We start from the raw sequence: 13,829 nt of genomic DNA, 5'->3' as shown, positions 1-13,829 counted from the left end.
ACCAGCCGCATATCGTCGGAGATGAAAGAGGGAAGAACACAGCCACATCATTGATTATCCTGATATAATCCCGCTGCATCCAGCATGGAGTGACTAATCGGCAAAGGTGACAAGACGGCGGGGTAGGTCCAGTATCCGCGACGCGAAAGCTGAGGGAGTTAAACTGGGTGACATTGGTATCGCGGATAGCCGACTATGTCCGGCAGACCACGCTGGATGACTTCGATCAGTCCGTCGTCGAACGGGCGAAGGGGCTATGCCTGAGCGCGCTTGGCTCTATGGTTCTCGGTTCGAGGATGGAAGTCGCGCAAGCCATGGCCGATTACGCCAGGGCGCTGGGCGGGACGCCACAGGCCAGCGCGATCGGTTTCGGCATGCGTACGTCGACGGATATGGCAGCGGCCCTCAACTGCATATCGTCGCATTGCACCGAATATGAAGATGTTGCCTGGCCGGAGGCGCAATATACCTGCTTCCTGCTGCCGGCGGCATTCACCCTGGGTGAGGCGTTGAAGGCGTCGGGCCGGGCGGTGCTGGAAGCCGTCATCCTGGGTTTCGAGGTCGCGGCGCGGCCAAGCATGACCACGTCGGACCATGGTGCCGCCAAGCGCGGTTTTCTCTCATGCGCCAATATCGGCACGATGGGCGCTGCTGCCGCCGCCGCTAAAATGATGGGGTTGGACGCAGATGCCATGCGCGACGCCATTGCTCTGGCCCCGTCGCTCGGCGGCGGGCTGGTACGGCAGACCGGTTCGGCCGCGCATGTCGTGGAGGCCGGGTTCGCCGCACGCGACGGCATCATGGCGGCTGAACTGGCCCGTCGGGGAATCGGGGGCAATCCTACGATCCTTGACGGCCCGGCTGGCTATTTCGACGCGCTGGCCGGCCAGCCGGACATCCGGTTCGAACTCGGCACAGGCAAGGATCTGCGGGTCATGCATGTCGGGCAAAAAAAATATCCGTGCTGCTACTTGCTGCAACGGATCATAGATGGCCTGCGCGAACTGGTTTCAGCGAACGGCATCGGCATCGAAAACATCGCGCGCGTCGAGGTGGAGGTGAACGAGGCCTTTCAGAACATCGTCAAATATGATGCTCCCCTTGACGTCGAACAGGCCCGCTTCAGCTTGCCTTTCACGGTCGCTGCGGTTTTGGCCGGTGAAGCCATGGACTGGCGGACCTTTTCCGTCGAAGGCTTGGCCAATCCGGAGATCGTCAAGCATCTGGATAGGGTTGGTGCAGTCGTCATTCCAGGATCGGGTTTCGAACAGCTCAGCAAATCCAATCGGATCGTGGTGCATTTGAAAGATGGCAGCAGCGTCGCGATCACCTGCACGGTGGCGCATGGCGACGCGGTCGATCCATTGTCAGTGGAAGAAAATGCCCAGGGCTTTCGCGAGAAGACCTCTGGATTGCTTTCGCAAGAAGCGATTGAGGAGGTAATTCATCTGGTCGGCAGGCTCGAATTTCTGGAGGACGTAACGCCCCTGGTGCGTTGCCTTGAACCCGGGCTGGCCGCCTGAAGCTTAATCCCGTTTTGGTTCGCGCCGTGTGCTGTCGGGAATAAGGTCTGGACTCACAATCACCCGCCAACGGCGAATGCGAGCGCGGCCCTGGGCCGCGCTCGCGCCATGGCTGCTGTTGACGATGTGCCTTGACGTTCATGGGCGTCACGGCGTTTCTACACATATGCGTAGAGTGGCGTCTCTTTTCCGATCGCCGCTGTTCCTCTCCGCCGCCCTGCCGCACCATAGGGCATGCACGCGCCTCATCATCGGGAACAGTCTGCTGCGGAAATGTCGCAGCTGGGACTCATTGCAACGGAATGGCGGCGCGCGTGGCGCCCCGGCGTTGCCGCCCTGTTCGCGGGGTCGCTCGGCTATTCCCTTTATTCGGCCGTTTCCAGCCTGTTCGTGGAACCGTTGCAGCAGCAATTCGGCTGGTCCCGCGGCGACATCGCCCTAGTCCACAGTTTCGGTTTCGTCATCGCCTTCGTCGCCCCGCTCATCGGCCTGCTCACCGATCGCCACGGCGTGCGACCGGTCCTGTCGGCGGGGCTGTTGCTCACCGCGCTTGGCTACGGCCTGCTGGCGACGATGCAGGGCTCGCTCGGCTATTTCTATGTCGTGCATTTCCTGTTCGCGCTGGTCGGCATGGCCACGACCGGCATCACCGTGACGCGCATCCTGAGCGGCGCGTTCGACCGGACGCGGGGGACGGCGCTGGCGGTCGCGCGATCCGGCCTTGCCGTCACGGGCGCATTGATGCCGATGATATTGTTTCCCGTCATTTTACGGTTCGGGACGGCCGGTGGCTATCTTCTGCTGGGCGCCTTCATCCTGCTTCTGGCATTGCCCCTGATCTGGCTATGGGCCCCGGCCCAGACCACCGGGATACGCGCCGGCGCGCCGCACGTCCGCGGCGACAGCTGGCGCGTCCTGCTCGCCATGCCCAAGGTCCGTATCCTGATCGCGGCATCCGTGCTGAATTATGTCCCTGTCGTCGCGCTGCTTTCCCAGATGAAGCCGCTGGCGGTCGACAAGGGACTGGATGCCATGGCCGCAGTCGGCGCCGTCTCCATGATGGGCGCGGCCGCTGCCGCGGGCGCGCTCCTCAGCGGCGTGCTCGTCGACCGCTTCTGGGCGCCCGCCGTCGCCTTCATCCTCAACATCGCGCCGGCCATCGGTTGCCTTCTCCTGCTACAGCACGACGTGCATCCCGCCCTGTTCTATGGCGCCGTGCTGATGATCGGACTGGGCCAGGGCGCGGAGATCGACATCGTCGCCTTCATGATCGCCCGTTATTTCGGTTTGCGCAGTTATGCCACCATCTACAGCCTGTCGACGCTGGGCATTGCGCTGGGCGTCGCGCTGGGCGCGACGTTGATCGGCAAGGCTTATGATGTTTTCGGCGACTACAGCATCGCGCTTATGGCGGCGTCAGGCAGCTTTTTCCTGGCAGCCATCTGCTACCTGATGATGGGCCGCTATCCGCCGGAAGAACGGCTGGCGCATCCCGTCTGACGCGCGACCATCGGCATCCGGAAGACCGGCGCGGCACATGGCTTGAACAGCCTGTGCGGAAGCACGTTGATCGAAAATTTCCCGCATCCCGTCATTTAGCCATTGTTCTGCGCGGCTCGACAGGATAAATAGCAGATACTATTTAGACGCCGAGTCCCGAACCCGGTGAGTCTGGAAGGAGAGGTATGAGCAATCAATTCGACCTGGTGATCCGCGGTGGGACGATCGTGGACGGTACGGGTGCCCAGCCCTATGTCGCCGATATCGGCGTGCAGGGGGGCGTCATCGCGGAAATCGGCAACATCACGGCAAGCGGGCGGGAGGAAATCGATGCCAGCGGCCTGACCGTGACGCCCGGCTTCGTCGACGTGCACACCCATTATGATGGCCAGATCACCTGGGAAAACCGCATGGTCCCGTCCTCCAACCATGGCGTCACCACGGTGGTCATGGGCAATTGCGGCGTCGGCTTTGCGCCCTCCCGGCCCGAGCATCGCGAATTGATGATCAAGCTGATGGAAGGTGTGGAGGATATTCCCGAAGTCGTGATGGCCGCAGGCGTGCCGTTCAACTGGGAGACTTTCCCCGATTATCTCGACGCGCTGGACCAGCGCGTGTCCGACGTTGATTTCGCAACGCAGATTCCGCACAGCCCGCTGCGCGTGTTCGTCATGGGCGAGCGCGGCGCCAATCTGGAGCCGGCGACGCAGGACGATCTCGCCGAGATGCGACGCCATGTCAGCGAGGCGGTGAAGGCTGGCGCGCTGGGCGTCGCCAGTTCACGCAATCTGTTTCATCGCTTCCGCTCGGGCGAACTGGCGCCATCGGTGACGACCGAGCTGGACGAGGTGCTGGCGCTGGCCGAAGGGCTGAGGGATGCGGGCGAGGGCACATTCCAGTGCAACCCCAATCTGGATAATGATGCCGAAGACGAATTGAAGATATTCCGCGCCATTGCGGAGCAGGCGGGCGTACCGGTGACCTTCAGCCTGATCTCCATCGCGACGCGACTGGAAAACTGGCACCGCTATATCGCTGGCGTGCGTCAGGCGGCGGCCGACGGCCTTACCATCCGTTGCCAGTTCATGCCGCGCCCGATGGGCGTGATGTACGGACTGGACCTCAGCTATCACCCCTTCTCGCTCAATCCCAGCTACCGGCCGATCGCCAAGCTGCCGCTGGCGGAGAAGGTCGCCCGGATGCGCGATCCGGAACTGCGCGCGCGCCTCATCGCCGAGGAGCCCGATGATCCCAATCCCGCCTTCGTCGGCCTGCTCAAGTCGATCGGCGCGCTCTACCGCATCGGCGACCCGGCAGATTATAATTTCGCGTCCGAATGCAGCATCCAGGCGGAAGCCGAGCGTCGGGGCATCAATCCCCGCGAGATGATCTACGACGCGCTGCTGGAGGAGGAGGGCAGGGCGATCCTGTGCTCCTATTCATCAGATGTCCCGGCCTATATGGCCAAGAGCCGGGACCTGATCGGCCAGGACAATATGATCGTCGCGCTGGGCGATGGCGGCGCCCATTATGGCATGATCTGCGACGCGGCCTATACCACTTATCTGCTGACCGGTCGTCTGGGCCGCGACGGGCTGGACCTGCCCACCGCGATCAAGGCGCTTACCAGCCAGCCGGCCAGGTCGGTGGGCCTTTGCGATCGCGGTCAACTGGGCGTGGGCTACAAAGCCGATATCAACGTGCTCGACATCCCCAACATGGTCCTGCACCGGCCGCGCGTGGTCGCCGACCTGCCGGCAGGCGGCAAGCGCCTGTCGCAAAAATCGAAAGGCTATGTCGCCACGATCGTCAGCGGCGCCGTGACCTATCGCAATGGCGAGGCAACCGATGCCCTGCCGGGCCGACTGGTCCGCGGTGCGCGCGGCGCACCAGCCGCGGCGATGGCAGCGCAGCATGAAGTCGCCTGATCCACGACATGGATGGGGCGCCCATGCGGATAAGCGGCGCGTGGGCAAGTGATGAAGACTGGCACGACGGGAGCCGTGCCGGTTTTTCCTCATGACTCTGGGATTCAAGAGGTCAACATGGTCCAGATCACCTTCATCACGCCGGCCGGGGTCGAACACAGGCTGGATGGCGACATCGGGCAGTCGGTGATGGAGATCGGCAAGCGCGGCGCCGTGGACGGCATCGTTGGCGAGTGCGACGGGTCCGCCGCTTGCGCCACCTGCCATGTCCATGTCGATCCGGCCTGGCTGGCAAGCGTCGGACCGCCGTTGCCCGACGAAGAGGATCTGCTTGATTTTGCCCACGGCAGGCGCGCGGATTCACGCCTGTCCTGTCAAATCCGCCTGCGACCGGCGCTGGATGGCCTGATCGTCCATACGCCCGAAGAGCAGGGATGATGATCGGTGAAGCGCGGCATGATCCCATGGCGCCCGGCGGAGGGCAGATCAATTCTACCTTATCCGATGGAAGGTCAAGGCGATGTTGCCATGATACCGGCAAACCAGTCTGCGCCGGATAATGGAAAGAAAATTCAAATCCTTCTGTGAGTTGCAGCGTGTGGCACATCATGGGGCTGGAAGTCCCGTCACTATCGTTTCGTTGCAATTCAGTCGCAGACAGGAGATCGATGATCGTGAAGGCACTTGAATCTGGAGTTGAGAGCTTTGTTTGATTCGTTGGAAAATCATTTGGCTTCCCCGCTCTTTTCTCCCATCCGCATCCGCGGACTCGAGCTGGCCAACCGCATTGTGATGGCTCCCATGACCCGGGGCTTTTCGCCCAATGGCGTTCCCGGCCCCGACATGGCTGCTTATTACCGTCGCCGGGCTGAGGGGCGAACGGGAATGATCATCACCGAAGGCGTGGGTATCGATCATCCGTCGGCGCTTGGCCAGGCTGGCCTGAATGAAGCGGATATACCGCGCATCTACGGAGCCGACGCATTGGCCGGATGGCGCCATGTCGTGGAAGAGGTGCATGCGGCCGGCGGCAAGATCGCGCCGCAGCTGTGGCATCAGGGGGTGATGCGCCAGAAAGGAAGTGGGCCGTTTCCCGATGCCGAGTCGATGAGGCCGTCAGGGACGTGGGGGCCTTTCGGTGGCCACCGCTCCATTCACCCGGACTATGTGGCCGCGACCTTTGCGCCTACTCGTCCCATGAGCGAGCAGGACATAGAGGACGTCATCGACGCCTATGTGCGCGCTGCCAAGGACGCGGTTTCCATAGGATTTGACGCGATCGCCCTGCACGGGGCCCACGGCTACATGATCGATAACTTCCTGTGGAAGGAAACCAACCAACGCACCGATCAATGGGGCGGGAGCATCGAGAATCGCGGGCGCTTTGGTGCAGAAATCGTGCGCAGGATCCGGCGCGAGATTGGCGAGGATATGCCGATATTCTTTCGCTTCTCCCAATGGAAACAGCAGGATTACAATGCCCGGCTGGCCAGCACCCCCGCAGAACTGGAGGCTGTTCTCGCTCCGCTTGTGGACGCGGGCGTCGACGTCTTTGATGTGAGCAACCGGCAATTGACCAAGCCGGGGTTTGACGGAGATCCAACGACCCTGGCAGGCTGGACCAGGAAAGTTACTGGCAAGACAACCATGGCCGTGGGACAGGTTGGCTTGAACAGGGAATATTATGACGACCGCCAGGGCAACATATCCGAAATGATTGACAATATTCCGGAGGTGGTGAACCTCTTCAAAGCGGGAGAATTCGATCTGATAGGTGTTGGCCGAGCACTTCTGAATGATCCTGACTGGACCGTTAAACTTTGGAGCGGGCGCGAGCAACTTCCCTATGATGTTGAAAATCTGCGAAAGTTGACCTGACGGCCAGGTGTTTTTTGGAACTGAGGTGGCGCCGGAATTGCAGGACGGATGGTGGGGAAATATCCTTCGTCATCCAGCTGACATCCTGCCGGTGAACGGCTAATTCTGTTTGCCCTTCAGGAGTTTTCCGCCCGAGGAGATTATGATGGCTAAGTGGATAAGGACAACCGAAACCATAAGATTCGAGGTGAGCGACTATATAGCCCGGATCACCTTGAATCGGCCTGAAAAGCGGAACGCTCTCAACACGCAGTTGCTGAGTGAGATGCGTGATGCCCTTCTGGAGGCAGATGATCTTCGATCCGTTCGTTGCATCGTGCTTGCGGGCGAAGGAAAGGATTTCTGCGCGGGTTACGACATCGGAAGCAACTCCGACTATGAGAAGTCGCTGGAAGCTGATGTCTCGGAGTCCCCGGTGGAGGAAGTCTATCGGGGCTCTGCGCGGTATGACGACGATGCATGGCAGCTTGAGCGAATGAGCGATCTCAAAATGCCGATCTTCGACTTGCATAAGCCGGTCATCGCGCGCGTTCACGGAAACTGCCTCGCTGGCGGTACGGACATCGCCCTCCTGGCTGACATGATCATCGCGGCCGATGATGCACGCATTGGCTTTCCCGCGACCCGCGCGCAGGGTTCTCCTCCCAACAACATGTGGCTGTATCATGTCGGCCCGCAATGGGCCAAGCGCCTGACCCTGACCGGCGACATCATCAGGGGGCGTGAGGCGGCCCGCATCGGACTCGTTCTTCAATCGGTCCCGGCTGCCGAACTGGATCATGCGGTGGATCGGCTTGCCGGGCGACTGGCGGCCGTCGATGCGGATATCCTTGCGGCGAACAAGCGTATCATCAATGTCGGACTGGAGATGCAGGGCGCGCGAACTCTCCAGCGCATGGCGCATGAGATGGACACACGCGCCCATCAGTCACCGGCGCGTTCGGCGTGGCGGGCCAATGTGCGGGAGTTTGGGCTTAAGGAAGCGCTGCGGATGCGCGATGCGCCATTCGGCTCCGGCGAAATCGACCCGGCTGAGGTTCCTTGAAAGCCTGAGACACATGCTCCTGTGGCAGGCCTGGAAATCGTTACGGATAACGAGGCACATGGGATCGAGTGGTTCCTCGCAGTCGCCTGTCGTGCAGAAATTCGAGTGAGAGGGAAGAGATATGAGCGGCCATTACGAGCACATCACTGTTGAGCCAGTGAGCGGCGCGCTTGGCGCCGAGATCAGCGGTGTGGATCTTTCGCAGCCATTGAGGCCGGAGGTCCTGGCGGAGATTAAACGAGCCTTTCACGAGAACCTCGTCATCTATTTTCACGATCAGGCAATCACGCCAGCTCAGCAGTGTGACTTCGCCCGTAATTTCGGCCCGTTGACGAAGCATCCGTTCATCAAGACATTGCCGGGATTTCCGGAAGTCGCGCCACTGATCCGCGACGCTGACAACTCCGCAAAAACTCTGAACTTCGGCGGCCTTTGGCATATAGACGTGACTTTCATGGAGTGCCCGCCTCTGGGGTCCATGCTTTACGCGGTCGATCCCCCGCCATTTGGCGGCGACACGCTGTTTTCAAATCTTTATCTCGCCTATGAAACGCTTTCGCCGGGCATGAGGGAACTGGCTGACCGGCTGATCGTCGTTCACACCGCCGCGGTATCCTATGATCCCGATCGCGGAGCCGACGATGATGCGAAGAGCAAGGTCAAGCAGAAGGGCATGCAGTTCGATATCAATGCTGACGTAAGTGAGGAGATGGATCATCCCCTCGTGCGCATTCACCCTGAAACGGGGCGCAAGTTGTTGTTCATCAATGCTGGCTATCAGATTCGTTTCAAGGATATGACCGAGGCCGAGAGCCAGCCGCTGTTCGACTTCTTCCTTGAACATGCACGCCGGCCCGAATTCACCTGCCGCTTCCGCTACCGTAAGGGTACACTGGGATTCTGGGATAATCGCTGCACGCAGCACTTCGCCGTGAACGATTATGGCGGCTGGCGTCGTGAAATGCATCGCGTCCAGATCGGCGGCGATCGTCCCTACGGCCCCGCGATGCCGCTGCTTGACCCGAGCGCGTAATCCGCCATCGCCACGATCGCTCACAGGAGCCTTGTTTGACTGTTCGCTATGGCTCACGCCTCCTGGAAGGTCGCGGGCTGCCCGATTGCGTCGCCCTTGACCGGCCTGTCCTCCCTGGGTGCCTGCGGTGCAGAACTTTTGCCGGTTTTGCCAAATTCAGAATGTCCGGCTATGTGGAGCGCTGCGGGTCTGGTGACAGATGCGCCGCGTTTCAATAAGGCCAGATATGACCGCTCCCACGGATGGATCTCCGTTAAGAACGCCGATTTTCCGGGCGATCTGGTCTGCCAATATGTGCTCCAACCTGGGGCTCATGGTACAGGCCGTGGGCGCATCATGGATGATGACGGAACTGGGCGGATCGCCCCAGATGATTGCGCTTGTGCAAACCGCCGCGAGTTTGCCGACGATGCTTCTAGCGCTCGTGGCCGGGGCGGTGGCTGACAGTTACAACCGGCGGAACGTCATGCTGGCCGCCAACGGCTTCATGATGGCAACCGCGCTCGTCATGGCGTTGTGCGCCTGGTCGAAAATCCTGTCCCCATCATCCCTTCTGGCGTTTACTTTTCTGCTCGGGTGCGGTTCGGCGCTCCATAATCCAGCCTGGCAGGCCCTGGTGGGCGAGATCCTGCCAAGATCCGCGCTATCGAGTGCGTCCGCACTGAATAGTATCGGCTTCAATGTCGCGCGAAGCCTGGGTCCTGCGATTGGCGGCTTGATCGTTTCCCTGGGCGGTGCCCTGGCGGCATTCTTCGTGAACGCGATGAGCTATACGGGGCTTCTCGCGGTCTTGGTAAGGTGGCGCCCTAAGGCGTCGCCAGACAGCCTGCCGCGGGAGAAATTTGTACCTGCAATGGGGGCCGGCGTTCGCTATGTGACGTTATCCCCCATGCTGATGCGCCTGATGTGCCGGGCGCTCCTCTTTGGCCTGGCGGCGAGTGTTCTCCCGGCGACCATGCCACTCATCGCCCGTGACCTGGTCAAGGGTGGGGCGATGACATATGGTATCTTGCTGGCAAGCTACGGAGCGGGGGGCATGATCGGTGCCCTTGGCAGTGCCTATCTGCGCCGCCTTATGGCAGCAGAAGCGGTTGCGGCGTTTTCTGCGATCTGTCTGGCAATGGCCGCGGCGCTTGTCAGCCTGGCTTCCTATCTGCCCATCATATTGATGGCGCACATGATGGCCGGTGCCGGCTATGTCGTCGCATTCTCGACCTACAATGTGAGCGTCCAGCTGTCGGCGCCCAGATGGGTCGCCGCGCGCGCTTTGGCGCTGTACCAGATGGCGGCATTTGCCGGGATCGCGCTCGGCAGTTTCCTCTTTGGGACCATTGCATCGGAGATGAATATCGTGACCGCGCTTCGAGCAGCGGCCGTTCTTCAGATTGCAAGTGTCGTGGCCGGCATGCGCTGGCCTATCGTCGTCAATGAGAATCAGGATCTTTCGGCGGCGGAATGGGCGCCCCCGCAGGACTCTCCTGTGGGTGAAGCGATCCATGGCCCCATAACGGTCCAGATCGATTATGAGGTGAGACATGAGGATAGGGATGCATTCCTGACTATCATGAACGAACGCGGACGGATTCGGCGTCGAGATGGCGCGCGGCGATGGATGCTTCTCCGCAGCCTCTCCGCGCCCGGCCATTGGACGGAAAAATATGAAGTGGCTAACTGGGAAGAATATTTGCGACACAATCGCCGGCGCACAAATGAGGATCGAAGCAATTTTCAATCCATCAGGATGCTGACGGTCGGCGTCAGCCCTCCCATCGTTAAATATTTCGAGGTACAGACATTCGGGTGAATGCCCGGATGGCATAGTGGCCCGCCATCGATTGCAATGGGCATGCCGTCCCATCCTCTCGCGTTTTCGCGCCCCTCACGCGACCATGCTACCGCAATGCCAGTTACGTTGCCATCGCCGCTTACAAGGTTTCGTGCCCACCAGTGATCCTGCCAGAAGAGTTCACGTTCACTCGGATATTGTCTTTGGCAAATTCAAGTGCGGCCGTGCGCCTCTTCATGATGAAAGCGGTATTGTCGATAAGGCCGAACCTTGTTCCCCGCGCGCGAATCCCTATTCATCTCCCGCTGGAAAAAGTTGCGTACTTCCTTGTAAAACATGGATTATCACAGAGACTTCGGGCCATGAAGAACGTCTTGCCTCATGCAACATGGCTCGAAGGACTCGCGTCCTGCGTCCTGCACCTTCAATGAGAAGCTGGTGAGTTATTCTCGCGTAGATAATATGGAGGGGTAAAATGCTTGAATCTACAAGCAGGATAGCGCTGTGCATCGCTTCGGCTACACTTGCGGGCCTGGCAGGCGCCGGAAGCGCGCTGGCGCAAACAGCGCCCGGTCCTGAACGGACTGCGATCAGTAATTCGGACGATATCATCGTGACCGCGCGCCGGAAGGAAGAGCGGCAACAGGATGTTCCCGTCGCGGTGTCAGCGGTCAGCGGCGCCCAGCTGGAACGTCAGGCGATTACGAAGTTCAGCGATATTTCGGGCAAGGTTCCCAACCTCATCATCTCGCCGGGCGCAGCTGGATCGCAGGCACCGATCTTCTCGATCCGCGGGCTCAGCCAACAGGATTTGACCGGTCTGTCCGATCCCTCGGTTTCACTGTACATCAATGAAATCGTCGTGCCGCGCCCGCTCGGGGCAAATCTTGCATTTTTCGATATCGCCAGCGTCCAGGTTCTGCGTGGCCCGCAGGGCACATTGTTCGGGCGGAATACGCCCGGCGGCGCAGTCGTGGTCACCCCAAATGGCGCAAGCCGGAATTTCGAAGCGTCCATCGCACAGACGGTCGCGAACTATGATACCTATATTACAGATGCGATGATCAATCTGCCAATCGGTGATACGTTAAGCCTGCGCGTCGCCGGGCAGCATAAGGAGCGTGGCGGTTATATCTTCGACGTTCTCAGAAACAATGCGGCAATCAACGATGAAAACTCCGAAGGTATTCGCGGGACACTCGACTTTCATCCGAATGACAGATTAACGACTGTATTCAGCGGCGGGTACGCAAACGCGAACAACGGTGGCACCGGAGGCTTTGCGATCCCGATCGGCGGCACGCCAGGAGCGATCGAACAGTTGACCCGGGACAACTATCATGTTGCCAGCGGCCTCAAGGCCTTTACCCGCGTTCGGAACTGGAACGTAGAGAATATCACGACATTCAAGATCAACGACAGTGTTACTCTCAAGAATATTGTCGGATATCGCAAATCCCGTTTCCACTCTTTTGACGACGCTGATGGCACGGCTGCCGTCGATATCCACATCGAACGCTTTGCGCGCCAGCATCAGTTTTCAGAAGAATTCCAGCTTCTGGGCGACGCGGATTGGGGAAGCTGGATCACCGGCGCCTATTATTTCCAGGAAAAATCCGACGAAGGCTCGCCCACGGTCGGAAACTCCAGCTCGGCCGGCACGCCAACGACCCTCGGTGCTTCGGCCTTCACCAGCAATGCCGACGTCTTCAACGATCCCCTCGCGGGATTCTGCCGAAATGCGGCCGGTCTGATTGTGACTCCCGCTCCCGTGCTGGGCAATCCGGCAGGATGTCCCAGCGGCTATAGTCTCTATGGCCGTTATTCACGCACTGGCTCGCTGGCGAAAAACACCAGCGCCGCGTTTTTCCTGCAGACGACATTCAAGATGGACAGCGTGGCCGAAGGGCTTTCTGCCACGATTGGCGTGCGGCAGAATTACGACCGTCGTCAGGCTGTGATACGGAACCGTTTCGACGGACCTATCGTTGGGCCCTCGGCACCCGGTGCATGCCGCTTCTTCAACGCGGTATCGGGCGACATTCCCTATTCGGCCTGCGAACTGCCGTTAAAGGCGAATTTCCGCGAACCGACGTACAACATCAGTCTTGACTGGCGGCTGTCCCCGGATGTGTTGACATATCTTGCCACGCGCCATGGATACCGTACCGGCGGGTACGGAGCGCGAGCCGTTACAGTTGCCGGATTGCGCCGTACATTCCAGCCGGAAAAGGTGGATGACGTTGAATTGGGCCTGAAAGCGGACTGGCATATTGGCGGGACGTTCCTGCGGACGAACTTCGCGCTATTCTATGCCGATTATCGGGACATCCAGCGTCAGTTGGCAGACATTTCGACCATTCCGGTCACGACTGTCGTGACCAATGCCGGTAAAGCACGCATCCAGGGCCTGGAGTTCGAATCCATTTTCCGGCCTGTCAAATGGCTCGAATTTTCCGGTTTCTATTCCTATACCGACGCGAAGTTCACCAGCTTCCTGGGGCCGGACGGCATCGATCGGACCAGCGTGCCCTTCGCACGTGCTCCCAAGCACATCGGCAGCGTATCGGGGCGGGTCTTCCTGCCGCTCGATGCATCGCAGGGTACGGCTGATATTGGCTTCAACTGGTTTGCCCAGAGCGGCTTCAACAGCTCCGATTCCTGGGATCCACGCTTCCCCGTCACGGCTCGGGCCGTATACTGGATCAAGGGTTACAACATCACGAACTTCAACGCTCAATGGCAGAACGTGATGGGAAGCAATTTCAATGTCTCCGTCTTCGTGAACAATGCTTTCAAGACAAAATATGTCATGCCGTTCACCGGCATTGCAGCGAATCCGGCTACCGGTGCCGGCCTCGTCGTTCGGACCCCGAACGAGCCGCGGACCTATGGTCTCCGCCTGAGTTATACGTTCGGACACTGACCGCCGTTTCGAAGCGAGGCATGTGCCTCGCTTCGCTCCTTCATCCGGCTACCCGTGGGATATTGCCATTGGATGGCCGGATGGGAGAAAGGGTCGGCGCCGCAATGCGCCGAATCGGGATAAACCTCAGGTCCGTGGAGAAGTTGTCGACCTCATTAGCGCGTAGACTCATTACGCGTTGCACCAGAGGCGAACGCAGATGAGCTTGAT

General features: G+C 60.0%; 9 protein-coding genes. All 9 read left to right on the top strand.

Translation table 11 applies throughout. The annotated features are described in order from the left end of the window. Positions 1-167: 167 nt before the first annotated feature. The 9 genes from RUH75_RS17500 to RUH75_RS17460 all read left to right on the top strand — a co-directional run bounded on the left by RUH75_RS17500 (position 168) and on the right by RUH75_RS17460 (position 13,619). Complete coding sequence (locus tag RUH75_RS17500) at positions 168-1,523, top strand: MmgE/PrpD family protein (protein WP_313808418.1); 1,356 nt, start codon at positions 168-170, stop codon at positions 1,521-1,523. A 273-nt stretch (positions 1,524-1,796) separates the two neighbouring features. After that, positions 1,797-3,023, top strand: a complete 1,227-nt coding sequence (locus tag RUH75_RS17495; RefSeq protein WP_313808416.1) for an MFS transporter — start codon at positions 1,797-1,799, stop codon at positions 3,021-3,023. Between the two features lie 185 nt (positions 3,024-3,208). Continuing rightward, positions 3,209-4,951: a D-aminoacylase gene (locus RUH75_RS17490; RefSeq protein ID WP_313808414.1), complete on the top strand. Its 1,743-nt coding sequence runs from the start codon at positions 3,209-3,211 to the stop codon at positions 4,949-4,951. A gap of 117 nt (positions 4,952-5,068) precedes the next feature. Next, the gene (locus RUH75_RS17485; protein ID WP_313808412.1) at positions 5,069-5,389 is read left to right on the top strand and encodes a 2Fe-2S iron-sulfur cluster-binding protein; all 321 of its coding nucleotides are present in this window, start codon (positions 5,069-5,071) and stop codon (positions 5,387-5,389) included. Positions 5,390-5,635: 246 nt separating this feature from the next. Continuing rightward, on the top strand, positions 5,636-6,829 hold the full coding sequence (locus RUH75_RS17480) for an NADH:flavin oxidoreductase (RefSeq protein WP_313808410.1): 1,194 nt from the start codon (positions 5,636-5,638) through the stop codon (positions 6,827-6,829). 145 nt (positions 6,830-6,974) lie between these two features. After that, entirely contained in the window at positions 6,975-7,874 is a 900-nt protein-coding gene (locus tag RUH75_RS17475; protein ID WP_313808408.1) for a crotonase/enoyl-CoA hydratase family protein, read from the top strand. A 121-nt stretch (positions 7,875-7,995) separates the two neighbouring features. Further along, positions 7,996-8,907 (top strand): TauD/TfdA family dioxygenase, encoded by a 912-nt coding sequence (locus RUH75_RS17470; protein WP_313808406.1) that lies wholly within the window; start codon positions 7,996-7,998, stop codon positions 8,905-8,907. A gap of 199 nt (positions 8,908-9,106) precedes the next feature. Then, a complete protein-coding gene (locus RUH75_RS17465; RefSeq protein ID WP_313808404.1) occupies positions 9,107-10,711 on the top strand; it encodes an MFS transporter in 1,605 nt (534 codons plus the stop codon). Between the two features lie 457 nt (positions 10,712-11,168). Beyond that, positions 11,169-13,619, top strand: coding sequence for a TonB-dependent receptor (locus tag RUH75_RS17460; RefSeq protein WP_313808402.1), 2,451 nt, complete (start codon positions 11,169-11,171; stop codon positions 13,617-13,619). Positions 13,620-13,829: the final 210 nt, after the last annotated feature.

This window comes from Sphingobium sp., from assembly GCF_032153725.1.
GTDB lineage: Bacteria > Pseudomonadota > Alphaproteobacteria > Sphingomonadales > Sphingomonadaceae > Sphingobium.
Note: the sequence above shows the minus strand (reverse complement) of the source record. Positions and strands in the feature narration are given on the sequence as shown.

What these genes read in the sequence shown, in the direction of transcription:
- RUH75_RS17490 (WP_313808414.1), top strand. Translation starts at nt 3,209, where the DNA reads ATGAGCAATCAATTCGACCTGGTGATCCGCGGTGGGACGATCGTGGAC.
- RUH75_RS17465 (WP_313808404.1), top strand. Translation starts at nt 9,107, where the DNA reads ATGCGCCGCGTTTCAATAAGGCCAGATATGACCGCTCCCACGGATGGA.
- RUH75_RS17475 (WP_313808408.1), top strand. Translation starts at nt 6,975, where the DNA reads ATGGCTAAGTGGATAAGGACAACCGAAACCATAAGATTCGAGGTGAGC.
- RUH75_RS17470 (WP_313808406.1), top strand. Translation starts at nt 7,996, where the DNA reads ATGAGCGGCCATTACGAGCACATCACTGTTGAGCCAGTGAGCGGCGCG.
- RUH75_RS17485 (WP_313808412.1), top strand. Translation starts at nt 5,069, where the DNA reads ATGGTCCAGATCACCTTCATCACGCCGGCCGGGGTCGAACACAGGCTG.
- RUH75_RS17495 (WP_313808416.1), top strand. Translation starts at nt 1,797, where the DNA reads ATGTCGCAGCTGGGACTCATTGCAACGGAATGGCGGCGCGCGTGGCGC.
- RUH75_RS17460 (WP_313808402.1), top strand. Translation starts at nt 11,169, where the DNA reads ATGCTTGAATCTACAAGCAGGATAGCGCTGTGCATCGCTTCGGCTACA.